Source organism: Candidatus Thiothrix putei (assembly GCA_029972225.1).
In the GTDB taxonomy this organism is placed as follows: Bacteria; Pseudomonadota; Gammaproteobacteria; order Thiotrichales; family Thiotrichaceae; genus Thiothrix; species Thiothrix putei.
This window is the reverse complement of record CP124756.1, coordinates 275,346-300,076: the sequence shown is the minus strand read 5'-3', so window position 1 is coordinate 300,076 and position 24,731 is coordinate 275,346. Positions and strand designations below refer to the sequence as shown.

Genomic DNA, 24,731 nt, shown 5'->3' with positions numbered 1-24,731 from the left:
GTCAGTCGATCAAACGGTAAAGTGTACCGCAATAAGGGCAACGGGCAGTCTTGTCGCCACTGTATTCAATCGCCAAGGATACTCGCGGATGCGAACACCACAACGCGGTCGCATCAGTGGGGCAACTCAAGGGTAAATCCTGACGTTTCACCACCACTTCACGGGTGTCATTCAAACGTTTGTAATCAGCAATACTCGGTGCAGACATGCAGCCTCCGCTTAAACGTAAGTCAACCAATGACGGTATCTTTCAACCCGCCCGTGCACAATGTCGAAATACAGGGATTGCAGCTTTTCGGTAATCGGGCCACGTGTGCCTGAACCAATCGGGCGACGATCCAGTTCCCGAATCGGGGTCACTTCTGCCGCTGTGCCAGTGAAAAAAGCTTCATCGGCAATGTAAACTTCGTCACGGGTAATGCGTTTTTCGCGCACTTCCAACCCCAACTCCGCCGCCAAATGCAGCATAGTCTTGCGGGTAATGCCATCCAGTGCGGAAGTCAGATCTGGCGTATAGATAATGCCATCTTTGACGAGGAAGAAGTTTTCGCCACTGCCTTCAGCCACATAGCCATCGACATCCAGCAATAGAGCCTCGTCATAACCATCATCAAGGGCTTCACGCAAAGCCAACATGGAATTCATATAATTACCGTTGGCTTTAGCTTTGCACATGGTGATATTGACGTGGTGGCGAGTGAAGGTAGACACCTTGATGCGAATACCTTTTTCCATGTTTTCCGCACCAAGATAAGAACCCCAAGTCCACGCTGCGACCATCGCATGGGTTTGCAGATTATCAGCACGCAACCCCATGCCTTCGGAACCGTAGAAACACATGGGGCGAATATATGCCGAATCCAGCTTGTTTTCACGTACCGCTGCTTTCTGTGCCTCATTCAGCACTTCTTTGCTGTAAGGCATCGGCATCCGCATGATTTTTGCAGAATTAAACAGGCGATCAGTGTGATCCTGCAAGCGGAAAATCGCCGTGCCTTGCTCAGTCTTATACGCTCGCACGCCTTCAAAAACGCCCATGCCATAGTGCAGGGTATGGGTTAAGACGTGGGTTTTGGCTTCGCGCCAAGGCACCATTTCGCCGTCCAGCCAGATCAGGCCATCGCGGTCAGACATCGACATCGCTCATCTCCACAGGTCAAAATCAAACGTCAAAGCATACACTTCACGTTTCATTGTTGCCAGTCTGTGCAGCCTACTGCGATGCAAAAAGAAGCCAGCCTACCCAGTGCTTATGACAAACCACGGAAAACCGTGAATTCTTGTACCGGTTTAGCCCAGCCTTGTCCGCGTGAAATGCCTGCGGGTACACGTGCATTACGCTGATAACCCGCTGCTTGTGCTTGCTGAATGGGTTGCGCTTGCGCACCACGGTAATCACGCATGATTTTAGCGACATAGTTCTGGGTTTCACGGTAAGGCGGGATGCCTTTGTACTTATGTACCGCACCTGGCCCCGCATTATAAGCAGCCAACGCCAATGCCTCATTACCATTGAAGGTGCGCAACTGTTCCGCCAAGTATTTCACACCACCTTTGATGTTCTGATGCGGATCCCAAGCGTTAGCAACCCCCATCATATCAGCAGTACCGGGCATGAGCTGCATCAGCCCCATCGCGCCAACCCGTGAGCGTGCATTAGGGTTAAAGCAAGATTCTTGCTTCATTAACGCGATGACCAGATTTTCATCCACCCCGTAAGCACGGGCATGAGTACGGATAGAGTCCAGATGCGGCAACATTTTATTGGTTAAGTGCGCCTGACTTTGTGAACCACAGTGGCCTCTGGAACTGCCTTGGATAGCAGGCACCGCACTATAAACGGGATAATTAGCATTGCTAATGGAGGCTTTCGGTTTAGAGGAATGTTTCTGTGGTGCACCGTATTTCGCCACTAATTTATATTTATTGCCTTTTTTGGGCGTATTGGTTAACCAACGTGTACCATCTTTATCAACATAAGTGTAAACAGCCGCCTCCGCTGATTCGCTGTGTGCGGCTACACCACACAGAATCGACAACGCCACAAGACTGCTGGCATGGTTTGATTTACTTGGGGTTTTCATCGTTACCACTTCTTGTTTTTATAGACACTATAGGAAAAATCTATTTTCACTATACCCTGCTATTTTCAAGTGTGTCTAGCAGCACAAGACCAGTGGTAAGCTTGAGGAGATTTAATGCAGAACGCGCGGATCAACTAGACGAAAAGGTGCAATAACCGCATCAAAATGCTCCCCATCATCCGCCAGCATTTGATAAGAACCTTGCATAACCCCTAACGGCGTATCCAAAATAGTGCCACTGGTGTAGCGAAAACCTTCGCCAGGTTGCAGATAAGGCTGCTCACCGATCACACCATCACCCCGCACTTCTTGGGTGCGACCTTCCGCATCGGAAATAACCCAATGCCGTGTCAGTAATTTTGCCGCGATACTCCCCTCATTCACAATCGTCACGGTATACGCAAATACGTAACGCGACTGCTCCGGGTCAGACTCTTTTTCGATGAAATGTGATTCCACCGACACTTGAATATTATAACGCTCGCTATCCATTCCCTGTTCCTCCGTACACGCTGCCCAAACCATACTCCACAGACAATGTACATAACAATAAAATCCGACTAAAGTGAACTCATCTCTATAATAAGACTAAATTATCGCGATGAATCAATTCCAGCGCATCCACATAGCCTAGTACTTGCTCAATGGATTTGCTGGGCTGACGTTTAATGCGGTTCGCTTCTTCACTCGAATAATTCACCAATCCCTTGGCAATCAAGCGCCCGTCTTCAGTGACACAACTCACCACTTCACCCCGGTCAAACACCCCTTCCACCCGTGACACCCCAACCGGCAACAAACTTTTTCCTGTCTTGAGAATCGCTTCTGCCGCGCCAGCATCGAGCCACAACGTGCCTTTAGCTGCCAATTGCCCTGCAATCCACTGCTTACGCGCCGCAATCGGTGCAGCATCCGGCAATAACAACGTGCCTAACAACTCACCTGTGCGTAAACGCTCCAACACCAGCGGTTCACGCCCTGAGGCAATCACCGTGGCACAGCCCGAACGCGCCGCCCGTTGCGCCGCGATTACCTTGGTACGCATTCCGCCACTGCCGATCAATGTGCCTGCGCCACCCGCAAATTCCACGTAATCGGGGTTATTGGCACGCCCCTCAACAATCATCTGCGCATCGGCGAACTTACGCGGGTCTTTATCAAATAAGCCGGACTGGTCGGTGAGAATCACCAACACATCCGCCTCCACCAAATTCGCCACCATTGCACCCAACGTGTCGTTATCACCCAAGCGAATTTCCTCAAACGCGACCGTGTCATTCTCATTGATCACCGGAATCACCTTGAGGTCGATCAAGGTGGTCAAGGTGCTACGCGCATTGAGGTAACGGCGGCGATTGGCGAGGTCATCATGGGTGAGCAACACTTGTGCGGCGTGGAAACCGTGTTGCTGAAACACCATCTCGTAGGCATGAATCAGGCTCATTTGCCCAATTGCTGCCGCCGCTTGCTTTTCAAACAAGGCTTTGGGCTTGGTTTTCCAACCCATGCGGCTCATGCCTTCGGCGACTGCGCCGGAAGACACTAACACGATTTCCACACCAGACTGATGCAGGCGAGCCATTTGCCCCGCCCAATCTGCCAGTGCTTCGCGATCCAAGCCCTCCCCATCGCGAGTCAGCAAGGCACTGCCAATTTTGACGACCCAACGCTGGGTCTTGGGCATGAATTCAGTTCGAGTGGTCTGCATGTTCGTCCAAATACTGCATAATGTGGAAACACAGGTCTTGCGTGCCTGCACTGGTGGCTGCGGAAATCTGGAAAACGCGCCCCGTCCAACCGAGTGCGTCCACAATTTCCTGACAACGAGTCGCACGTTCTTCTGGTGGTAACAAGTCGATTTTGTTCAGCACCAACCAACGCGGGTAATTCGCCAGCTCTTCGCTGTATTGCTCCAATTCGCCTTCGATGGTACGCACCGCCCGCACTGGCTCATTTTCCTCCGCCATCGGTGCGACGTCCACCACGTGTAGCAATAAACTGGTACGCGATAAATGCCGCAGGAATTGAATACCAAGACCCGCGCCTTCGGCAGCGCCTTCGATCAAACCGGGAATATCCGCCATCACGAAACTTTGCGTGACACCGACACTGACCACACCCAAATTCGGATACAAGGTCGTAAACGGGTAATCGGCGACTTTCGGACGAGCAGATGACACCGCGCTAATCAAGGTGGATTTGCCCGCATTCGGCAAACCCAGCAAACCCACATCGGCCAGCAACTTCAGCTCCATGCGCAACACGCGCAATTCGCCCACCGTACCCGGTTTGGACTGACGCGGCGCACGGTTCACCGAGCTTTTGTAACGCAAGTTACCCAAGCCATGCCAACCGCCTTTTGCCACCAACAAGCGTTGACCGGGTTCGATCAAATCGCCGATCATCTCGCCGGTTTCTGCGTCGTAAGCCACCGTGCCAACCGGAACGCTGATCTCTTGATCATCGCCACGCTTGCCGGTCATATTATTGCCTGCACCGTTTTCACCGCGCTGTGCTTCGTAATAACGCTGGTGACGGAAATCAATCAGTGTATTTAAGTTGCGCTCGGCAACCAGATACACATCACCACCGTCACCGCCGTCGCCACCGTTGGGGCCACCGAATTCAATGTACTTTTCGCGGCGGAAGCTCACGCAACCATTGCCACCATCACCCGCTTTCACGCGGATTACTACTTCATCAACAAACTGCATAAATCCTATCCCAGTAACTTGGCTTCCCGCTCAAGCACTTCTTTAACAAACTCAGGGACTTCTTTACCAAGCTCAGAAGCGGCTGCTTTCAGTTTTTCATAAACTGCCACTTCATCCCCTTGCCAAACAAGGTCAATACGACGACTGTGGCGCGTTGCCACATGGGTATAATTTTCTGGGAACGCCCAGTAACAGGTCAGGCAAACCTGCTTATCTTTACTGCCATTCCAATTGTCACAATGTTCACACGACCATGATTTTGCCCGATTTGCGGAGGCAGACAGCAGCATAAAATCGTCAGGGTTTAACGCCTCATCGCCGTCGCCATCCACTTCATAGGGAACGCGATGGTCAATTTGCAACTCACGCTCACCCATCACTTCCAAATAGATGAAACACTGGCAACCGTACTTGGCAATCAGAGCCTCTTTGAGGCGCTTGGACAGACCCGTGCGCCCCGATAATTTCCTGACCGTTAAGCCGCTCAATTCACCAAAGCGATAAGCCGCAATCTTACGCCCATCCGAACCCGTTACCCGAAACGTTTCCAATGGAATGCCATTTTCACGTACATCCCGCACGGCGCGAGGTGGATGGTTATAGCCGTAAACATCTTTCAGCGCTTCGGTCGTGATAAAACCATGCGCCAGAATATGATCAATCACCGTTTTAGGACGTTTGGCTGTTACGGCGCGGCACAACTCCAATAATGCGGCTGACACTTCAGGCATAGAGCGCATGAGCCTCAGGCGCACAGTGTGGCTGCATGGGAATAGCATGACTCCGTAAAGCAGGCAATGTTCGCTTCTGCACTAAAACAGGTGACAAATACAGCGATTCATACGTCATCTCAGTGCGTCCCAGCAAGGTCGATTGGCTAGAACGCCCTGCTAACAATTCAATACGCGACAACTCCAGATAACTAGGCAACAATTCGCCGAATGCCTTATCACCCCTACGTCCATCATAACTGACGACATAAGCGATGCCCCGTTCATTCAATTCTTCCAGTGCCAATACAAACTCATGGTGGTCAATACCGGACAAGTAGCGCGAATCGTGTTCACCGCAAACGCCCTGATAAGGCGGATCCATGTACACGAGATCATCGGTCGTAACCGTTCTCAGCACATCACGGTAATCCAGTGCTGAAAAGGCACTTATACCTTGCAACAACGCTGACACCCCGAAAATATTGTTACGCATAGTCGCGGGGCGAGTGCCTTTACGACGCTTATCGGGGCTCTGATTGAACATCCCATCAGCATTGTAACGCACCGCACCTTTGACACAACGCGCTAACAAATACAGGAAAAGACGGGGGTCTTGGCTGCGGTTAAAGGCATCTCGCATCTGATAATAATGGCTCGGACTATCCTCTGTGAGCTGCCCATTCCAAATCTGCTCGTAATAATCAGCCGTTTCTGTTGGTTGCTCTACCATCAAACGCAGCAATTCTGCTAACGGTTTGTTGACATCATTAATCGCGTAACGCGCCGCCAATTGACGTGCCGCCGCCGCAATACTGATCGCTGCCGAACCTGCAAAGGGTTCAATCAAACAATCCACATCCTTGGGGAAATAACCAAGAATCGCGGCTGCTAAATTGCGCTTACTGCCTTGATATTGAATGGGGTGCGGGATACTTTTCATGACCTGATCATAACACGCGAAAAGCCCCGACAGGCGGGGCTTTTACGCAAATCGTCCTAAGACGGAAGTTTTTAAGCGGAACAACCTTCAACAGGTTGAATGCTTACAAACTTACGGTTTTCAGCGCCTTTTTGCTTGAAAACCACGATACCGTCTGCCTTGGCGAATAAAGTATGGTCTTTACCAAGACCTACGTTGTCACCGGCATGGAAGCGTGTACCACGCTGGCGAACCAGAATGTTACCAGCCAGAACGAATTGACCACCAAAGCGCTTAACGCCAAGTCGTTTCGATTCTGAATCGCGACCGTTGCGGGTACTACCGCCTGCCTTTTTGTGTGCCATTGCTGTCTCCCCTTACGCTGCTGAAATGCCAGTGATTTCGATTTGTGTCAGGTACTGGCGGTGACCAGTACATTTCTGATGGTGCTTACGGCGGCGGAATTTCATGATCCGCACTTTGACGCCGCGAGTCTGGGCCACAACGTTTGCAGTTACTTTCGCGCCTGCAACGTAAGGTGCGCCGATTTGCACGGTGTCACCTTCCCCGACCATCAGGACATTATCGAAATCAATGTCTGCGCCTTCTACTGCATCCAGTTTTTCAACGAAGATGCTGTCGCCTTGAGCGACGCGGTACTGTTTACCGCCGGTTACGATGACCGCATACATGATTCGATTCTCCAAAAAATGTCCTGTTAAAGAGCCGCAGGATTATACCGTTTACGCCCCGTCAGGTCAAACGGGAAATAAAATATTTCAAGGAGTTGCGCGTATCGCTTGACATAGCGGGGGGGGCTTCCTAGCATTCGGGGCTTTACCGCAGCCTGCATAATCATGGATTTCAATACAATTCGCCAACTTGCCGATGCTGACATGCAGGCAGTCAATGCTTTAATCCAGCGTCGCCTGCATTCCGATGTCGTGCTTATCAACCAACTCAGCCACTATATTATTGGCAGCGGGGGTAAACGCTTGCGCCCATTGCTGGCGTTACTGGTCGCTCGCGCCTGTGGGTATCAGGGGGAACGGCATGTCGATATTGCCGCGATTGTGGAATTTATCCACACCGCCACCCTGCTGCATGACGATGTGGTGGACGAGTCTGATATGCGGCGTGGCAAGGAAACCGCCAATAACGTGTGGGGCAATCAAGCCGCCGTGCTGGTGGGCGATTTCTTGTATTCGCGCTCGTTTGAAATGATGGTGGATGTGGGCAGTATGCGCGTGATGGAAATTCTCTCCACCACCACCAATGTGATTGCCGAAGGCGAAGTATTGCAATTGCTCAACTGCCACGATCCTGACACGTCCGAAGAACGTTACATGGAAGTCATCCATTCCAAAACCGCGAAATTGTTTGAAGCGGCGTGTCAGTTAGGCGCGGTATTGACGGGCTTAAGTGCAGAACACGAAGAGGCGATGGCGAAATACGGGATGCACTTAGGCACAGCGTTCCAATTGGTCGATGATGTGTTGGATTACACCGCTGATGCTGAGGAAATGGGCAAAAATGTGGGTGATGATTTAGCCGAAGGCAAGCCGACCTTGCCGCTGATTATTGCGATACAGCGCAGCGATGCGGCAACGGCTGGCATACTTCGTCGTGCGATTGAGCAAGGTGGGTTAGATCAAATTGATGCCATTATGCAGGCGATCACCGACACCAAGGCGATTGATTACACGCTGGAACGGGCGAAGGGTGAAACGGAAAGTGCGATTGCCAGCCTGCAATGCCTGCCGGATAGCGACTATCGGCAGGCATTGGAATCACTGGCTTGGTTTGCGATTAACCGTAGCCATTGATGAAACACGCCGCGCCATTGTCTTGGTTGGCGGGCTTGCTGCTGTTTTTACTCAGCCATGTAGTGGCGGCTGACACCTCAACATTAATCCTCACGGATAGCCAGGACACGGTTTCCGCCGCACCCTTTATGGCAGTATTGGAAGACCCGTCACGGCAATTAACCCTGCAACAGGTTACATCAGCGGCATTTGACGAAAAATTTACCGTAAACACCAGCCAAAACGCCCCCAGTTTCGGCAGAAGTCGCTCGGCGTATTGGGTACGTTTTACGTTAATCAACCAGTCCAGCCTGAAATGGTACGCCTTGTCCGATGCATTCCTAGAGGATGAATACGACTTTTATCTGCTATCCGAGGGACAAGACGTAACAGCCCAATACGCCGCACCCGTTACCAACTATCGCCGCCCCGCTTGGTCACTGGCACTCCCCCGCGCCATGCCTCTACAAATTTACGTGCGGGCAACCAATGGCGATTCCGCGTTTCGCTTGCCGGTAGAATTGGTCACAGCGGATGCGATGCTGGAACGCAGTAAACAAAATTATCGTCTCTACGCCGCCATTTACGGTGCAATGTTGGTGTTGGCAGCTTACAACCTGTTTTTGTTTTTTGCGTTGCGTGAAATTAGCTATTTGTCACTGGTGGTGCATATTCTTGCAATGACTGCGGTTGCACACCTCTCCAATCCAGTATTTGAGGGGATTGGATTCCTCCACGACACCGGCTCGCATTTTTTCACGACACCGTTGTATATCGCGATTATATCCTTTTGCCTGTTTACACAACAATTGCTGCAAACCAAATACCAAACACCGCGCCATCACCAATTGTTAAACGCGCTGATAGGGGTATGCCTACCCCTGATTCTGATAACAGGCTGGATCCCCGGCGGCACATTGGTTGTCAATAGCATAAGCATGATTACAATGCTCGTGCTGTTTAGCACCAGTATCACTGCGTTACGCCAAGGCGGTCGCATTGCCCGTTACTTTTTTAGTATTTTTTTCTTTGTGCTATTTTTGGTCGCACCCAATGTCTTAGTGCTGACGTTCAATGTGACACACTGGGATGTCAAAGCGTTTTACGTCACTGCGATGCCAATAGGACACCTGATTTTTTTGCTGTTGCTATCCGTTATCCAAATGGAAAAAGTCAGGACATTGCGTGAAGCCATGCAGCGCACTGCCGCTGCGAATCAAGCCAAAAGCAGCTTTCTGGCAACCATCAACCACGAATTACGCACGCCACTCAACGCCATCACCAGCCTCGGTACACTGTTACGCCTCACCACGCTCACCCCCAAGCAAGCGGAATACGTCAGTCAACTTGAGCAAACATCCCAACACATGTCACGCTTAATGGGCAATGTGTTAGACATCGCCAAAATTGAAAGCAATAGTCTGGAACTACAACAAGAACCATTTCAACTAAGCATTGTCATGCGTCAAGTGCATGATTTAACAATCAATCAGGCACAGAAAAAAGGCTTATCACTGGTATTTGTCGGGCATGACAGCATCCCCGAAACCTTACTGGGCGACCGTTTACGTTTAACGCAAATCCTGACCAATTTACTGCAAAATGCGCTGCGCTATACACATGAAGGCACTGTCACCTGCACGGTGGAGCGTCATGCCATACCAGAATCACCCGCATTACGCCTGTCTTTTTCGGTGCGTGATACCGGCATTGGCATTCCCGCTGAAAAATTATCGACGATTTTTGATGAATTTACCCAAGCAAAGCCAACCTCCAACCTTTCACAGGACGGCATCGGCTTAGGGCTGGCAATTAGCAGCCGCCTTGTCACCTGTTTGGGCGGAACATTGGCGGTTGAAAGTACCGTGGGTAAAGGCAGCCATTTTTTCTTCACATTGCCTTTTAACGTCGCCCACCTTGAAACGGCAACAACGGATAAGCCACCTTGCCGACTGCCGCAGGGCATCCGCATTTTATTGGTCGATGACGAATTTATGAATCGTTTGCTGGGTTACGAACTATTGAGTGCTCAAGGTGGCAATGTAGAAGTCGCCGCAGATGGGCAAAGTGCGTTGCTTTACTTGCAACAGCACCCGTTTGATGTGGTATTACTCGACATTAACCTGACCGATACCACCGGCTTTGACGTGTTGCAATGGATACGCCAGCATTCCCCCAATCCCAACATTCCCGTCATCGCTTTAACCGCGCACACGAGTGCTGAAGTTAAGCAACAATGCCTAGCTGCGGGGATGAATGGTTTCTTAAACAAACCGTCGGACTGGCAACGTTTGTGTCAAATCATCCTCAAGGCGGTTAACCGTGAGGATGATGGTTAGGGCTTAGGCTTAACCCAAATCCGCCGCCAACGACGCACGCGACGCTTCGCCCAAGGTCACGGTATACGCATAATTCGGGTGCTCAATCCCCATCTGAATAGCCGCGCCTTCCTGCACCGAAGCTACCATAATCGGGGTCAACTCAAAGCGCGTAAAATGCACCGCCGAGGTTTTCTCCTCGGTTTCGCGCTCCAAATCCTCATTAGCAATCGCGTAAACCTTGTCAAAACCCGCCACCTGCACCCAGGTATGCCGCTCGATTCCGATCAACCGCCCCAGTTGCACCTTGCGCTCTTCCACATCGGAAAACTCGACCATGAAGGTCGCTTTCCAGTTCGAGCCATCGGGAATCAACGGGTTATACGATTCCAGTTCTTCATGAATGCCAGCGGAATCGAAAATCTTCTCAATCCGCAGCATTTCCTGAATCTGGTACTGCATGGTTAAGCGGTCTTCAAAATACAGCGTTGCATTCGGGCCGATGTGTATTTTGCGGGCAGCTTTGTGCGCCATCACCTTCTCGCGGAAGGCTTTGCGCTCGATTGAATACTGTTCCAGACTCAGCAAGTCTGCACGGGTCAACTTTTCCATCATCACTCTCCTTACAAACCGTAAGCAATGCGTAACATGGTCAGCGGATGCGTTGGCGGAGGCATACCCTCATCCAACCCATTCTCGATTTGATGCCCTGCCATTGGGCAATCACTGCCGTAGTAATCCGGCTTGGCTTGTTTTACTTTGCCAAACAGCGGGCGGCAAATTTTCATCGAAATATCGTGGAATTCGCTTTTCACCGCATACGTGCCGTCATGCCCGGAACAACGTTCCAGCAATTCCAACTTGGTATCCGGCACGAGCTCCAGCAATTCACGGGTTTTGTAGCCGATATTTTGCACGCGCAAATGGCAAGACGTGTGATAACTGACCTTGCCCAAGGATTGCTTGAAGTGGGTATTCAACTTGCCTTCCTTGTGGCGCAACATTAGGTACTCGAACGGGTCGAAAATACGCCCTTTCACTGTCTGTACATCAGCATCATCGGGGAACATCAGCGGCAATTCCTGCTTGAACATCAGCACACACGACGGTACGGGGCCGACAATATCCCAACCTTCATTGATGAGTTTCATCATTGCTGGAATATTGGCTTCTTTCGCCGCTGCAACGGATTCCAAGTCGCCCAATTCCAATTTGGGCATTCCACAGCATTGCTCTTTATCCAGCAACGTCACCGGAATGCCGTTGATTTCAAACACCTTACGCAAATCATCGACGATATGCGGCTCGTTGTAATTGCCGTAGCAGGTGGCAAAAATCGCCACTTTGCCGGTAGTACGCCCTGCCGCCACAGCCTTGGATTCATCTAAATTTTTGTAACGTGCTACACGATCACGACCTTTATCGCTGTGATACGACGGGATTTTCGCATTCGGATGCACACCCAGCACTTTATCCAGTTGCTTACGGAAGGCAGGGTTTTGATTCATTTTGTTGACCACACCCGCAACCACCGGAATACCCGCAAGCTTGCCAACCATATCGGTGGAACTCAGTACTTTGTCGCGGAATTTGGTGTCACCCTTTTTAAACTTCACCGCTTTGGCACGCAGCATCAGGTGCGGGAAGTCGATATTCCACTCGTGCGGCGGAATGTACGGGCATTTGGTCATGTAACACAGGTCGCACAGATAGCAATGATCCACGACCTTCCAATAATCTTTTTTATCAACGCCATCCACTTCCATCGTGGAGGACTCATCCACCAAATCGAATAAGGTGGGGAAAGAATTGCACAGGCTGACGCAACGGCGGCAACCGTGACAGAGATCGAAAACGCGCTCCATTTCGTGCAGGACGGCATCTTCGTTGTAAAATTCGGGGTTTTTCCAGTCCAGCGCGTGACGGGTGGGGGCTTGCAGGCTGCCTTCGCGGATCGGGGTTGCCATGTTTGTTGTTCTCCAATAAGAAACCCCTCCCAACCTCCCCTTATCAGGGGAGGAGCGAAGAGTTCAAGACTCCGAGCTTCCCCCTTTGAAAAAGGGGGATTGAGGGGGATTTTTCTTCGATTAAGCGTCCAGATTATCCAGTGCTTTCTGGAAACGGTTAGCGTGTGAACGCTCCGCTTTTGCCAGTGTCTCAAACCAATCAGCGATTTCGTCGAAACCTTCAGCGCGTGCGTCTTTCGCCATCCCCGGATACATGTCGGTGTACTCGTGGGTTTCGCCTGCAATAGAGGCTTTCAGGTTGGCAGCCGTCGGGCCGATGGGCAGACCAGTGGCTGGGTCGCCAGAGGCTTCCAAGTATTCCAAGTGACCGTGCGCGTGACCGGTTTCACCTTCCGCTGTGGAACGGAACACGGTCGCAACGTCGTTGTAGCCTTCCACGTCGGCTTTGGCTGCGAAGTACAAATAACGGCGGTTGGCTTGTGATTCACCAGCGAAGGCATCTTTCAGATGCTGTTCTGTCTTACTTCCCTTCAGTTCCATGCATGGACTCCTCGGTGTGGTTGATTAAACCTCTTGGAGCATTATACTCTAAGTGAAATTACCACCCACTTCCAATCGTATATTGTGAATGTTTCATTCGATTTAACCAAACACTGACCCGTCAAGGAGATGAGGAACATGAAAGTTGCCGCAGCCGTTTACACGCTTGCCTCCGTTGTGGTATTAGCCTTGATGGTCATGCGCCCCCCTGTGAATGTTGCCAGCACTGCACCAGAAACAGCGCCCCCCCCTGCCCCTGAAGCGGCAGTAAGCGAGGCTATGCCAGTGACCATGCCAAGTGTCGCCCCTGCTGCGGATACCGCATTGCCCGGTGCACAGCCAGCCCCGGCAGTTGCAGTGCCTGCACCACTGACTGAACCCGTACCGGCAGTTGTAGCGCCTGCACCACTGGCACAACCGGTCGCACCGCCGATGATGCCGCCGCAGGCTGTTCCAATGCCTGCCGCTCCCCCGACTCTTGTTCCCGCACCTTCCGAGCCAAATGCCTTGGAAGAAAAAAAAAATGATGTAACCCCACCGGCTGCAACCAAACCGGCACCGGATGCTAATGCCACCCCTGATTACGCCCGCGAGCAACGCCTTGCGAGCGAAATCAGCGACACGATCATGGAAGGCGAAGTCATTAACCTGAATGACGGCACGCAAAATTTCATGGGTATTCTTACATCAGCGGAACAACCGCGCGGGGCAGTTATTATTTTGCACGGGCGCGGCTATCACCCTGACTGGGAAGATGTTGCGCACCCTTTACGGGTAGGTTTGGTGGCAAAGGGCTGGACAACCCTGTCCTTACAAATGCCGGTTCTGGAAAAAGAAGCCAAGTATTATGATTACGTGCCACTGTTTGCGAATGCAGACAGACGCATTAACGCCGGTGTCGCTTTTTTGAAACAACAAGGCATTACCAAAATTGTATTGGCTGCTCACAGTTGTGGCGCACACATGGCGATGAATTGGGTAGACGCGACGGGCGGGCGTGACCTTGCTGCTTACGTGGGGCTAGGCATGGGGGCGACCGATTATGAACAGGAACTGCTACACCCTTTCCCGCTGGATAAATTATCTGTACCGGTACTGGATATATACGGTGAAAAAGACTTTCCGCAAGTACTCAGCCTTGCCCCAGAACGTCAGGCTCTGATGCAGAAAGCAGGTAATACCCATTCCAAACAAATGGTGTTACCCGATGCCGATCATTATTACAAAGACAAGGGCGATGCGCTCACAGCCGTGGTCGCTAACTGGTTAAACAGCTTGCCGTAATGACAAGCATCCAAATGAAAAAGACCGCCTTAACAGCGGTCTTTTTTAGAGGAACAATTTAGGAATAAGCAGGCTTACAAGCGCCCGGAATACGCCCGAAGCCCACCAGCTTACTAGCCCAATAGCCTTCCAGCTTGTCGGTGGTGATGGCTTTACCGGTACGTGGTGCATGGACAAACTTATCATCCCCCAAATAAATACCGACATGACTGATGCGCTTGCCACTGGTTTTGAAGAAAACCAAATCGCCTTTGCTGGCTTCATGCTTAGGAATTTTGACTGATGCTGCGTATTGATCAGCAGCCGTGCGCGGTAAAGAAACCCCAGCACCTTGTTCAAAAGCGAACTGTGTCAAACCACTGCAATCAAAGCCTGTTTTAGGACTTTCACCACCGTAACGATACATTTTGCCCTTCTGCTTCTCAGCATTCCATACCACACGATCTAACAAACTGGTATCACGTGAGGACTGAACAGGTATCCGCGCCACATTTGCTACGTTATTTTTGGAATGCGCAAACTGTGCGGTATATACCTTGGCTTGTTCTGCTTCCGCAGTTTTAACATTTTCAGAATTACAGCCAGCCAGTAACAATGCCACAGCCCCTACGCTTAACAGGGCTAACGGCTTTACACTAACACTACTCATAATCTCTTGTATAACCTTTTCAGCGTTCTTTCGTATAGAACAATGTTGTTTTATGACGTTTTTTACACACTACATAACGTCATAGGGCGAACGTTAACAGAGTATCTACAACCAAAACAACCATAACGATCAACATTTAATCAAGTCAATTATTGAATCTTTCAATTGTTTTAATTTTACCAATTTGTTGCTATTAAACAACAAACTGGCTTGTTTTGATCGTTCAGTATTCACAACAAAGACTACATCAGCAACACTTACTGCGAGCCCCAGCAGCTATATACAGGCATTTTCTTTATTAAAAACTACCTGTATTTCTACCGTAAAAAATCTCTTTCATTTCTTTGCGTAACTGCATTTCGATTTGTTTCAAATCTTTTTCAAAATAGTCATTTTTTCCAAGACCAAACAAATAGTTATCCAGTTCAAACTCCTTCAACATCATTTTAGTGTGAAAGATATTTTCCTGGTAAACATTCACATCCAACATGGAGTAATTACGTTTTGTTTCGGGTGACAAGAAGTTTTGGATAGAGTTGATCTTATGGTCGATGAAGTGCTTTTTGCCTTTCACATCACGGGTAAAACCACGCACCCGATAGTCCATAATGACAATATCGGACTCTAAACTATGTATTAAGTAATTCAATGCTTTCAGCGGCGAGATACGACCGCATGTCGATACATCAATATCCGCACGGAATGTACTAATCCCATTATCAGGGTGACTTTCCGGGTAGGTATGTACCGTCAGGTGGCTTTTATCCAGATGTGCCACCACATCTTCTGGATAAGGGCCGGGGCGTGCCGAAGTCGATGCACTGATTTTTTCTTCTGACAGAACAGGTTCTTCCGAAACCAGAATAGTGACACTCGCGCCTTGGGGATCGTAATCCTGACGAGCCACGTTCAAAATATTAGCACCGATGATGTCCGCCACATCCGTGAGGATTTTGGTCAAACGGTCAGCATTGTATTCTTCATCAATGTACGCGAGGTATTCTTCACGGTGAGCCGGACTCCTTGCGTAGCAGATGTCGTAAATGTTAAAACTTAAGGTTTTCGTTAGGTTATTAAACCCGTGCAGGCGAATCTGCTTTTGATGACGCTCAACCAATTCTGATCATCCTCTTTGTCAGGCGTAGCATAAAAAAATCAGCCAGTTGGCCAACAACTGGCATGGGAGTGAACTATGCAAAACTATGCCCCCGCGTGCAAGTGAAATAAATGCTTCATACAGCCTCAATTACCTCAAAATCATGAGTAATTTCAGCGGTTTTTCCCAACATAATTGACGCGGAACAATATTTTTCTGCGGATAATTTAACCGCCCTCTCTACTTTTTCCCCTGATAAGTTACGTCCGCTAACCACAAAATGCAGGTGAATACGGGTGAAAACTTTGGGATCTTTATCTGCACGTTCTGCCTCAATATGCACTTCACAGTCCAATACCTGTTGTTTCGACTTTTGCAGGATCAGTACCACATCAAACGATGAGCAACCGCCCAAACCCAACAACAACATTTCCATCGGACGCATCCCAAGATTTCGCCCTCCAAACTCAGGCGCACCATCCATGACAACGGAATGACCACTGTCAGACTCGCCGACGAAACTCATGTTATCCAACCACTTTACTCTGGCTTTCATGCTAGGCTCCCGTTATAAGCAAAAGCGAATTCTAGCACAGTCCAGAACTTGACTTAACTCACACTCAATACCCTAGTATTGTGATAGCCTGAAATGGTTATTTAATGAATAAAGGAGCGTAACGAATGTTTGGAGAATCTCATGATCTCGCCACCGAATTTCCCGAATACAAAGAGCAGATTCATCGCTTAAAAATGAATGATCGGCATTTTGCTCGCTTATTTGACGACTACCACGAAGTTGACGGGCAACTGCACCGGATTGAACAAGAAATCGAAGTCCACGCTGACGAGTTTGTTGAAGGTCTGAAGTTACGTCGTCTGCACCTCAAAGATGAGCTGTACGGCATATTGCAACAAACGGCCTAAACACTGCTTGCCAGCCTGCACTCAACCGCATCCCAGAGCAGGCTGGCAATATTAGCGGAATAAATGGTATCCAACTCACGGATACAGGTCGGGCTAGTGACATTAATCTCCGTCACATAATCACCAATGACATCCAAGCCCACAAACAACAGCCCCATTTCCCGCAGAACAGGCGCAATCCCCGCACAGATGGCGAATTCACGCTCAGTCAAATCAACGCCAACCCCTGTACCACCGGCAGCTAAATTGGCACGTCCCTCACCTTCCGCTGGAATTCTTGCCAAAGCATGAGGAAATGGCTCCCCATCAATCAGCAAGATACGTTTATCGCCTTGTTTATATTCAGGTAAAAATCGTTGAGCCATGACGGTGCGTGTGCCGTGCGCGGTAATTGCCTCCAGAATCACATTGCTATTCGGATCGCCCTGTTTAATCTGGAAAATCATCGAACCGCCCATGCCATCCAAGGGCTTCACCACAATGTGTTGCTGTTGCGCCAAAAACTCGCGGATACGCGCCATATCACGGGTCACACGCGTGGGGGGGCAATATTCAGGAAACCATGCGGTAAATAACTTCTCATTTGCACTCCGAATACTATCCGGGCGATTCACTACCAAAGTACCGCGTTTTTGCACCAATTCCAGCAAATAAGTACTGTAGATATACTCCATATCAAACGGTGGATCTTTACGCATCAACACCACTGGCAATTCATGCAGCGGCCTCACCGATGCTTTACCTAGCGAAAACCAACTCTGTGGATCATCTGTTACCGTCACAGGATTCATCTTGGCATACACAACCCCATCATCCACAAACAAATCGCCTTGCAAGATATGGAACAAGGGACAACCACGGTGCTGAGCTTCCAGCATCATAGCAAAGGTACTGTCTTTTTTAATGTTGATACTGCTGATCGGATCCATAATGATGCCGATAGCGTAAGTTGGTGAGGTGCTCATGCGTGAACCCCTGATTAGTAGATGATCAGAACTCCGCTTTCAAATCACGGGAAAGCAGTTCGTTTACGGCCTGTTTGGGCGGCAAGTGCTCATAAAGAATACGGTAAACTTGTTGGCAAATAGGCATTTCCACCCCAGCACGTTCAGCCAGTTTGCCGATGGAAAGCGCTGATTTAGCCCCCTCCACCGCTTGACCAATCTCAGCAATTGCAGCATCCCGGCTTTTGCCTTGTCCTAATGCCAAACCCAAACGCCGATTGCGCGACTGGTTATCAGTGCAAGTCAGTACCAAATCACCGACACCGGCTAAACCCATTAACGTTTCGGGTTGTGCGCCGAGCTTTGCGCCCAAACGCATGATTTCTGCCAATCCGCGTGTCACAATTGCCACCCGCGCATTCGCACCAAAGCCTAAACCATCGGAAATGCCCGCCGCAATCGCCAAGACATTTTTCACCGCCCCGCCCAATTCCACCCCTAACACATCGTTACTGATGTAAGCGCGATAATTCGCCGCACTAAACGCCGCAGCAACAGCTTGCGCCAACGTAGACTGATTCGCTGCCACGGTCATGGCAGTCGGCAGACCACGCGCCACTTCAGCCGCAAAGGTAGGGCCGGACACCACACCATAAGCGCGGCATTGCGGCAATTCCTCTTCCAGCACCTGATGCAGTAACTTACCCGTTTCCAACTCCAAGCCTTTGGTCGCCCACAGAACCGCAGCGTCAGCGTTCAATAAGGGAGCCAGTTTCCGCAACATTTCACGGAACACATGACTCGGCACAACCACCAAATGGTAATCCGCAAACGCCGCCACCGTTGGCAAATCATCCGAACAATGGAGCTTATCAGGAAAAGGAATACCGGGCAGGTAATGCGCATTTTCACGTTGCCGATTAAGATTAGCAACGTGCTCAGAATTAATATCCCACAGCAACACATTCAGCCCGTTACGCGCCAATTGCAACGCTAACGCGGTTCCCCATGAACCCGCACCGTAAACCGCGATGGACTGGATGCGTTCACTCATGCAGCGCCAGCTTTCGCTTGCTCTTCCTGTAAACGGCGAGCATACAAAGCATCGAAATTGATTGGGGACAAATGCAATTCCGGGAAGCTGCCTTTAGAAACCATCCCCGCAATCACTTCACGCGCATACGGAAACAGAATATTCGGACAATAAGCAGCTAACAAATGGTTGAGTTGCTCGGCTCCATAGCCCTGAATGAAGAATACGCCCGCTTGTTTGACTTCAACCAAAAAGGCAGTTTTTTCATCACTTTTCACCGTGATCGTAATGAACAGCTCTACTTCGTAATTATCGTTAGCGAGGGTATTGACCTTGGTATTCAAATCCAGATTGGTATTGGGGTTCCACTCTTGGGTGAAAATCGCAGGTGAATTAGGTGCTTCAAACGACACATCTTTAACGTAGATGCGTTGAATAATAAATTGTTGCTCTTGTGGTTGAGCTTCGCTCATAGCATACCCCTACAAATGGATTTAAGATTCAAATAGCAAGGCATCAAGTTTGCCCGCACGGTCTAAAGCCGCCATGTCATCATAACCACCGATAGATAAATCACCAATGAATATTTGCGGAACCGTATCACGCTGACTCAGACGCTCCATTTCCGCCCAAAGTTCGGCGTCACTCCCCACACTAATCTCTTCGTACTCAATGCCTTTACTCTTGAGCAACATCCGCGCCCGCAGACAATACGGGCAAAAAAGCGTGGCATACATGCGTACTGGGCGCTGCTTCATCGTTTACTTACCGGAAGATTGGCTGACTCCCACGCCATAATGCCGCCAGCCAAGTTACTTACGTTTTCAAAACCGGCTTTTGTCATCACACTGCAAGCATGGGCAGAACGGCTACCACTGCGGCAATACACAAGAACAGGCTTACTTTTAGCCTGCTCCAGTTCCACCATGCGCTTTTTTAATTGCCCTAAAGGAATGTGTTTAGCACCCTTGATTTTGCCACTATTCACTTCGTTATCTTCGCGCACATCAATAACCACAGAACCGTCCTGATTGAGAATCTGCACTGCCTGAGTGGTATTAACTTGTTTATACTTGCGGGTGAAGCGACTGATCTCTGACCAGATGATCATGCCTAAGATAGCAATCAACCCCATAATCAACAGAGGGTGACTACGGGCGAAAACAATATACTCTTCCACATTAAACCCTTCAGCTACGAACAGTGGCTAAAGATATACATCACGAAGAAGCAGGTAAACCCCTAATCACAGTTTTTTGGTAATAGTCAGCCGATAGTCAATGCGGAGCGCTGCAAAAAACTTCCTGCATCATACTGATAAGGCGCAAGGTACGGTAATCACCAACACGATAATAAACACGATTTGCATCTTTACGTGACGCCAAAATACCTTTATCCCGCAAAATAGCTAAATGTTGCGAAATATTGCTTTGAGACGTACCCACATTATCAACGATATCTTGTACACTAACTTCTTTATCACCCAAAACACATAAAATTTTCAAGCGCAACGGATGCGAAATCGCTTTCAAAGAACGGGAAGCACGGTCGATGTCTTCTTCCTTGACCAACATATCTTCAATCGTGAAGTCACACTTACTGCCGAGAGCAATGCTACCCATAGATGTCCTCATCGAAAATGGTATTTTTTAAGTTGCTGTCTTTGAAAAGCACTATACAACAGGCAACTACAGTATATTAGTATAGACAAATACAATAATATACCCTATTGCATTCCGTGTCATCCCTTTCTTATGGTAGACTCGTTGGCATTATAGACCCCTAAGAATGCTGACAAACGGTGAAATTTTACTTACTACCACTCGCCACCCTACTGCTTGCCTGGAGCAGCACGAGCATTGCTGACACCCAAAAACAACAGCAGTTACAGCGCGATATTCGCCAGCTTTCCAACAGTTTACAAAACCAGAAAGGTGAATCCCGCGAGTTGCAGGAAGAAGTCACGCAACTTGAGAAAAAGCTAGGTGACATTTCTGACAAGTATTATCAGACAGAAAAAAAGATCGAGGCGACACTGGTCAAACTAGAAGACTCTGCCCGTAAACAGCAAAAACTGGATGCGGAACTCGCCTCACAGAAATCGGGTCTCGCTCAGCAGCTACAGGCACTGTATACCGCAGGAGAACAATCGCATCTGCGTTTGCTACTGCGCCAAGACGAACCTTCGGACATCAGCCGCACCATCCGCTACTTCGAGTACTTAAATGACAATCGCGTCACCCGTATTCAAAGCGTTCAAAAAACGCTAAAAGAGCTTGACGCTGTGCGCACCACGATTGAAACCGATAACGCCCAACTACAAACGCTTAACAAAACCTTGGAGCAACAAAAAGTCGATATTGAAAGTACGCTCAAAGCACGCTCCAATGCCTTAATCAATGTGAAAAGCGACATCCACACCACTGAGAAAAAGCTGAGCAAACTGAAGGCGGAAGAGGCGAGTCTACAAGCCGTCGTCGATCGCTTAGCCGCACGTAAGGCAGCAGACAGCGTGCAAGAAACAACACCGAAAACAGAAGCATCTCGCCCTCAACAAGCAGCGACCAACACCAAGAAAAACACTCCTGCTAAGCAAGCATCTCCAGAAGAATCACCTCAACCCGTCAATACCCACTCAAATCAAGCATTTTCAACACTACGGGGTAAACTACCTTGGCCAGTGAATGGTAAAATCATCCACAGCTATGGCTCATCCCGTAATGAAAAACAACGGTGGCGCGGTGTTGTCTTAGCGGCTCCTGGCGGCAGCAAAGTCAAAGCGATCGCCAAAGGCAGAGTCGCCTTTTCAGGCTGGATGGATGGTTACGGGCATTTAATCATCATTGAACACGACAACAATTACATGAGCCTTTACGGCTATAATCGCGCGGTATATAAGAGAGAAGGGGCTAACGTCAGTGCTAACGAAACCATTGCAGCCGTAGGTAACTCCAGCGGGCAAAGCCGAGATGCCCTGTATTTTGAAATCAGGCAGGGTACAACCCCACAAAATCCAGCACGCTGGTGCCGTTAAAGTAAACCGATAATAATTTTACAATTCACCATTTTTACAACAACAAAGTGCATTTCTGCCACACAGTGGTAAACTGGCATCGTTTTGCAAATCACACTGTAAACGCAACGCCGCAACAAAATAATTCTGCTGACAGGGACGTCAGCAGCCAAAATATTTGGAGAGAAACGATTATGCATACACGTTACCGCGTTCTGGCTGGCACTATGGCTGGCGTATTGATTGGTGTTACTACCAGCATCAGCCTCAATGTGTTCGCTTTCCGGCAAACGGTCGAGAACTCTCCGCCGTTAGATGAGTTGCAACAATTTTCCGAGGTGTATTCCCGCATCAAAGACAACTATGTTGAAGACGTCAAAGACAAAGACCTGATGACCAATGCTATCAGAGGAATGCTCAGCAACCTTGACCCACACTCCGCCTATCTGGACGAGGAAGAGTTCAAGGAGTTGCAAGTCGGTACTAGCGGTGAATTCGGCGGTTTAGGCATCGAAGTCGGCATGGAAGACGGCTTCGTAAAAGTTATCTCCCCTATTGATGACACCCCGGCGCAAAAAGCAGGCTTACAAGCAGGCGACTTAATCATCCGTCTGGACGAAACCCCAGTGAAAGGCATGACTCTAAACGATGCTGTTAAATTGATGCGTGGCAAACCCGGCAGCAATATTGACCTAATGATCGTCCGCGAAGGTAAAGACAAACCCTTCAAAGTCAGCATCAAGCGTGACATCATCCAGGTAAAAAGCGTCAAGCAACGCATTCTGGAGCCGGGTTACGGCTATCTCCGCATCACCAGCTTCCAAGCCAAAACCACTGAAGCCTTATTGGAAGGCATTGAAGCCCTGAAAAAAGAAAACAAAGGCAATTTACGCGGCTTAATCCTTGACTTGCGTAATAATCCCGGTGGTGTGCTAAATGCTGCCGTAGGGGTATCCGATGCGTTTCTTGATTCGGGTAAGATTGTGTATACCGAAGGACGTGTCGAAGATGCCAAAATGGAATACAGCGCCCAAAAAGGCGATGCCATCGACAATGCCCCTATTGTCGTGCTAGTCAACCAAGGTTCAGCGTCTGCCTCTGAAATTGTGGCTGGCGCACTCAAAGACCACAAACGGGCGTTGATTGTTGGGCAAAAAACCTTTGGCAAAGGCTCAGTACAAACTGTCCTGCAATTGGATGAGAAAACAGCAGTCAAGCTCACCACTGCACGCTACTTCACCCCTTCTGGGCGCTCCATCCAAGCAGAAGGCATTGCACCTGACATTGAACTCAAAGCACTTAAAGTGAAAGAAGACGCCGAAGGCACTGACGAAATACTCGATCCGGTATCAGAAGCCAATTTAAGCAAACACCTCAGCAACCCCAACGGCAAAGATCAAACCGAGAAAAAGGCCAAACCAACTGAGGAAAAGCCTGAAACAGCACCGGTTAAATCAGAGGAAAAGACAGACAAGGCTATCGAAGCCGACAAAGCCAAATCACCCTTGGCGGAAGACGACTATCAGCTCTTTGAAGCACTGAATATTCTTAAAGGCATGGATTTAGTACAAACACGCTTAAAACCTGAACCTGCCACAGCAGAAGCCAGTAACGGCAAGGTCATGTAATGCCCAGAGTACTGATTCCACTAGCTGACGGCTGCGAAGAATTGGAAGCTGTCACCCTGATTGACTTGCTCAGACGCGCCGCTATCGAGGTAATCACTGCTAGCCTGAAAGATGCTCCCGTGCATTGCTCTCGCGGCACAAGGTTGTTAGCTGACTGCTTATTGGATGACGTTTTAGCGCAACACTTCGACTTACTCGTGCTTCCCGGCGGCCTGCCGGGAGCCGACAACTTAAACACGGATGCTCGCATTCACACCTTAATTCACCGACTAGCGGCTGAAGGCAGCTATATTGCAGCCATTTGTGCCGCCCCTAAAGTATTGGTTGAAAATGGCATCCTAAAAGGGCGCACCCTGACAGCTTACCCCGGTGCTCTTGCTGCTATCGACACGAGTCACGTACACCTGACTCAACAACCGATGGTTATAGATGGCAAGGTCATTACATCGCGCGGCCCCGGCACTGCCATGGATTTTAGCTTACAGCTTATCGAGCTATTGACAGATAAGACTGTCCGTGACCGAGTGGAAGCAGGTTTACAACGCCCATGAATGACCAACTCACCCATTTCAATGCTCAAGGGCAAGCACACATGGTTGATGTTGGGGGAAAACACTTCACCCACCGCATCGCTGTGGCGGAAGGGCGCATCGACATGCAACCACAAACCTTGGAAAAAATCCTGCAAGGCGACCATAAAAAAGGTGATGTACTGGGTATTGCCCGTATTGCAGGCATTATGGCAGCAAAAAAAACTGCCGATTTGATTCCGCTGTGTCACCCGCTCGCCCTGACCAAAGTCGACATTGAATTGACCCCTCAGACAAGCACAGCATCCGTCCACTGTCGCGTCAGCGTAGAAACACGCGGACAAACAGGTGTCGAGATGGAGGCACTGACTGCGGTACAAATCACCTTACTCACCATTTACGATATGTGTAAAGCCATTGATAAAGGCATGTCGATGGAAGGCATTCGCCTGCTAAAAAAATCCGGTGGAAAATCCGGGGATTGGACTCAACCTGCAACATCATAGCCTGCGATACAAGGGAAAACATACTTTTTAGGGCATTACGGCTATAGTTAGCTAAGCCAACCCG

At 49.4% G+C, this 24,731-nt stretch carries 30 protein-coding genes; 8 read left to right on the top strand and 22 right to left on the bottom strand.

Features of this window, described 5'->3' with window-relative positions; genetic code table 11:
- Position 1: 1 nt before the first annotated feature.
- The 10 genes from QJT81_01520 to rplU all read right to left on the bottom strand — a co-directional run bounded on the left by QJT81_01520 (position 2) and on the right by rplU (position 7,122).
- The gene (locus QJT81_01520; GenBank protein ID WGZ94697.1) at positions 2-208 is read right to left on the bottom strand and encodes a zinc-finger domain-containing protein; all 207 of its coding nucleotides are present in this window, start codon (positions 206-208) and stop codon (positions 2-4) included.
- Between the two features lie 11 nt (positions 209-219).
- Positions 220-1,140: a branched-chain amino acid transaminase gene (locus QJT81_01515; GenBank protein WGZ94696.1), complete on the bottom strand. Its 921-nt coding sequence runs from the start codon at positions 1,138-1,140 to the stop codon at positions 220-222.
- A gap of 110 nt (positions 1,141-1,250) precedes the next feature.
- Positions 1,251-2,084, bottom strand: coding sequence for a lytic transglycosylase domain-containing protein (locus tag QJT81_01510; GenBank protein WGZ94695.1), 834 nt, complete (start codon positions 2,082-2,084; stop codon positions 1,251-1,253).
- Between the two features lie 111 nt (positions 2,085-2,195).
- The gene (gene apaG / locus QJT81_01505; protein WGZ94694.1) at positions 2,196-2,576 is read right to left on the bottom strand and encodes a Co2+/Mg2+ efflux protein ApaG; all 381 of its coding nucleotides are present in this window, start codon (positions 2,574-2,576) and stop codon (positions 2,196-2,198) included.
- A gap of 85 nt (positions 2,577-2,661) precedes the next feature.
- Positions 2,662-3,792, bottom strand: a complete 1,131-nt coding sequence (gene proB / locus QJT81_01500; protein ID WGZ94693.1) for a glutamate 5-kinase — start codon at positions 3,790-3,792, stop codon at positions 2,662-2,664.
- On the bottom strand, positions 3,773-4,798 hold the full coding sequence (gene obgE / locus QJT81_01495; protein WGZ94692.1) for a GTPase ObgE: 1,026 nt from the start codon (positions 4,796-4,798) through the stop codon (positions 3,773-3,775). The genes proB and obgE overlap by 20 nt, the downstream gene beginning before the upstream one ends.
- A 5-nt stretch (positions 4,799-4,803) precedes the next feature.
- On the bottom strand, positions 4,804-5,529 hold the full coding sequence (locus QJT81_01490; protein WGZ94691.1) for an HNH endonuclease: 726 nt from the start codon (positions 5,527-5,529) through the stop codon (positions 4,804-4,806).
- Positions 5,522-6,451: a Dam family site-specific DNA-(adenine-N6)-methyltransferase gene (locus tag QJT81_01485; GenBank protein WGZ94690.1), complete on the bottom strand. Its 930-nt coding sequence runs from the start codon at positions 6,449-6,451 to the stop codon at positions 5,522-5,524. Before QJT81_01485 ends, QJT81_01490 begins: the two co-directional genes overlap by 8 nt.
- 71 nt (positions 6,452-6,522) lie before the next feature.
- Positions 6,523-6,795 (bottom strand): 50S ribosomal protein L27, encoded by a 273-nt coding sequence (gene rpmA, locus QJT81_01480; GenBank protein ID WGZ94689.1) that lies wholly within the window; start codon positions 6,793-6,795, stop codon positions 6,523-6,525.
- Between the two features lie 12 nt (positions 6,796-6,807).
- Positions 6,808-7,122, bottom strand: a complete 315-nt coding sequence (gene rplU, locus QJT81_01475) for a 50S ribosomal protein L21 (GenBank protein WGZ96442.1) — start codon at positions 7,120-7,122, stop codon at positions 6,808-6,810.
- Between the two features lie 165 nt (positions 7,123-7,287).
- On the opposite strand from rplU, the gene ispB reads away from it, so the two are divergent.
- Together ispB and QJT81_01465 are read left to right on the top strand one after the other, a co-directional pair.
- Positions 7,288-8,256: an octaprenyl diphosphate synthase gene (gene ispB, locus QJT81_01470; protein ID WGZ94688.1), complete on the top strand. Its 969-nt coding sequence runs from the start codon at positions 7,288-7,290 to the stop codon at positions 8,254-8,256.
- On the top strand, positions 8,256-10,574 hold the full coding sequence (locus QJT81_01465; protein WGZ94687.1) for a response regulator: 2,319 nt from the start codon (positions 8,256-8,258) through the stop codon (positions 10,572-10,574). Before ispB ends, QJT81_01465 begins: the two co-directional genes overlap by 1 nt.
- A 9-nt stretch (positions 10,575-10,583) precedes the next feature.
- Here the strand turns inward: QJT81_01465 and QJT81_01460 are convergent, their stop codons facing one another.
- From QJT81_01460 to QJT81_01450, 3 genes are all read right to left on the bottom strand, one after another.
- Positions 10,584-11,165, bottom strand: a complete 582-nt coding sequence (locus tag QJT81_01460; protein ID WGZ94686.1) for a DUF3501 family protein — start codon at positions 11,163-11,165, stop codon at positions 10,584-10,586.
- A gap of 11 nt (positions 11,166-11,176) precedes the next feature.
- The gene (locus QJT81_01455) at positions 11,177-12,520 is read right to left on the bottom strand and encodes a heterodisulfide reductase-related iron-sulfur binding cluster (protein ID WGZ94685.1); all 1,344 of its coding nucleotides are present in this window, start codon (positions 12,518-12,520) and stop codon (positions 11,177-11,179) included.
- A gap of 120 nt (positions 12,521-12,640) precedes the next feature.
- Positions 12,641-13,060, bottom strand: coding sequence for a rubrerythrin family protein (locus QJT81_01450; GenBank protein WGZ94684.1), 420 nt, complete (start codon positions 13,058-13,060; stop codon positions 12,641-12,643).
- Between the two features lie 138 nt (positions 13,061-13,198).
- On the opposite strand from QJT81_01450, the gene QJT81_01445 reads away from it, so the two are divergent.
- A complete protein-coding gene (locus QJT81_01445; GenBank protein WGZ94683.1) occupies positions 13,199-14,344 on the top strand; it encodes a DUF3530 family protein in 1,146 nt (381 codons plus the stop codon).
- Between the two features lie 58 nt (positions 14,345-14,402).
- Here QJT81_01445 and QJT81_01440 read toward each other — a convergent pair whose 3' ends face one another.
- The 3 genes from QJT81_01440 to QJT81_01430 all read right to left on the bottom strand — a co-directional run bounded on the left by QJT81_01440 (position 14,403) and on the right by QJT81_01430 (position 16,645).
- On the bottom strand, positions 14,403-14,993 hold the full coding sequence (locus QJT81_01440) for a C40 family peptidase (GenBank protein ID WGZ94682.1): 591 nt from the start codon (positions 14,991-14,993) through the stop codon (positions 14,403-14,405).
- Between the two features lie 298 nt (positions 14,994-15,291).
- Entirely contained in the window at positions 15,292-16,110 is an 819-nt protein-coding gene (gene speD / locus QJT81_01435) for an adenosylmethionine decarboxylase (GenBank protein WGZ94681.1), read from the bottom strand.
- 115 nt (positions 16,111-16,225) lie between these two features.
- Positions 16,226-16,645 (bottom strand): OsmC family protein, encoded by a 420-nt coding sequence (locus QJT81_01430; protein WGZ94680.1) that lies wholly within the window; start codon positions 16,643-16,645, stop codon positions 16,226-16,228.
- A 125-nt stretch (positions 16,646-16,770) separates the two neighbouring features.
- Between QJT81_01430 and QJT81_01425 the strand changes: the two genes are divergently transcribed.
- Positions 16,771-17,013, top strand: a complete 243-nt coding sequence (locus QJT81_01425) for a YdcH family protein (protein WGZ94679.1) — start codon at positions 16,771-16,773, stop codon at positions 17,011-17,013.
- On the opposite strand, the gene gshB is transcribed toward QJT81_01425, so the two are convergent.
- The 6 genes from gshB to QJT81_01395 form a co-directional block, all read right to left on the bottom strand.
- A complete protein-coding gene (gene gshB, locus QJT81_01420) occupies positions 17,010-17,978 on the bottom strand; it encodes a glutathione synthase (GenBank protein WGZ94678.1) in 969 nt (322 codons plus the stop codon). The genes QJT81_01425 and gshB overlap by 4 nt on opposite strands.
- Before the next feature lie 25 nt (positions 17,979-18,003).
- Entirely contained in the window at positions 18,004-19,011 is a 1,008-nt protein-coding gene (locus tag QJT81_01415) for an NAD(P)H-dependent glycerol-3-phosphate dehydrogenase (protein WGZ94677.1), read from the bottom strand.
- On the bottom strand, positions 19,008-19,463 hold the full coding sequence (gene secB / locus QJT81_01410; protein WGZ94676.1) for a protein-export chaperone SecB: 456 nt from the start codon (positions 19,461-19,463) through the stop codon (positions 19,008-19,010). Before secB ends, QJT81_01415 begins: the two co-directional genes overlap by 4 nt.
- Before the next feature lie 21 nt (positions 19,464-19,484).
- Positions 19,485-19,748, bottom strand: a complete 264-nt coding sequence (grxC, locus tag QJT81_01405) for a glutaredoxin 3 (GenBank protein WGZ94675.1) — start codon at positions 19,746-19,748, stop codon at positions 19,485-19,487.
- Positions 19,745-20,170 (bottom strand): rhodanese-like domain-containing protein, encoded by a 426-nt coding sequence (locus QJT81_01400; GenBank protein WGZ94674.1) that lies wholly within the window; start codon positions 20,168-20,170, stop codon positions 19,745-19,747. The genes grxC and QJT81_01400 overlap by 4 nt, the downstream gene beginning before the upstream one ends.
- A 97-nt stretch (positions 20,171-20,267) precedes the next feature.
- Positions 20,268-20,612 (bottom strand): metalloregulator ArsR/SmtB family transcription factor, encoded by a 345-nt coding sequence (locus QJT81_01395; GenBank protein WGZ94673.1) that lies wholly within the window; start codon positions 20,610-20,612, stop codon positions 20,268-20,270.
- Between the two features lie 179 nt (positions 20,613-20,791).
- Between QJT81_01395 and QJT81_01390 the strand changes: the two genes are divergently transcribed.
- The 4 genes from QJT81_01390 (at position 20,792) to moaC (ending at position 24,667) form a co-directional block, all read left to right on the top strand.
- Positions 20,792-22,024, top strand: a complete 1,233-nt coding sequence (locus tag QJT81_01390; protein WGZ94672.1) for a peptidoglycan DD-metalloendopeptidase family protein — start codon at positions 20,792-20,794, stop codon at positions 22,022-22,024.
- Positions 22,025-22,197: 173 nt separating this feature from the next.
- Positions 22,198-23,631 carry a S41 family peptidase gene (locus QJT81_01385; GenBank protein WGZ94671.1) on the top strand — a complete coding sequence of 478 codons (1,434 nt, stop codon included), beginning with the start codon at positions 22,198-22,200 and terminating at the stop codon, positions 23,629-23,631.
- On the top strand, positions 23,631-24,182 hold the full coding sequence (locus tag QJT81_01380) for a DJ-1/PfpI family protein (protein WGZ94670.1): 552 nt from the start codon (positions 23,631-23,633) through the stop codon (positions 24,180-24,182). The genes QJT81_01385 and QJT81_01380 overlap by 1 nt, the downstream gene beginning before the upstream one ends.
- Positions 24,179-24,667 (top strand): cyclic pyranopterin monophosphate synthase MoaC, encoded by a 489-nt coding sequence (gene moaC / locus QJT81_01375; GenBank protein ID WGZ94669.1) that lies wholly within the window; start codon positions 24,179-24,181, stop codon positions 24,665-24,667. Before QJT81_01380 ends, moaC begins: the two co-directional genes overlap by 4 nt.
- Positions 24,668-24,731 lie beyond the last annotated feature (64 nt).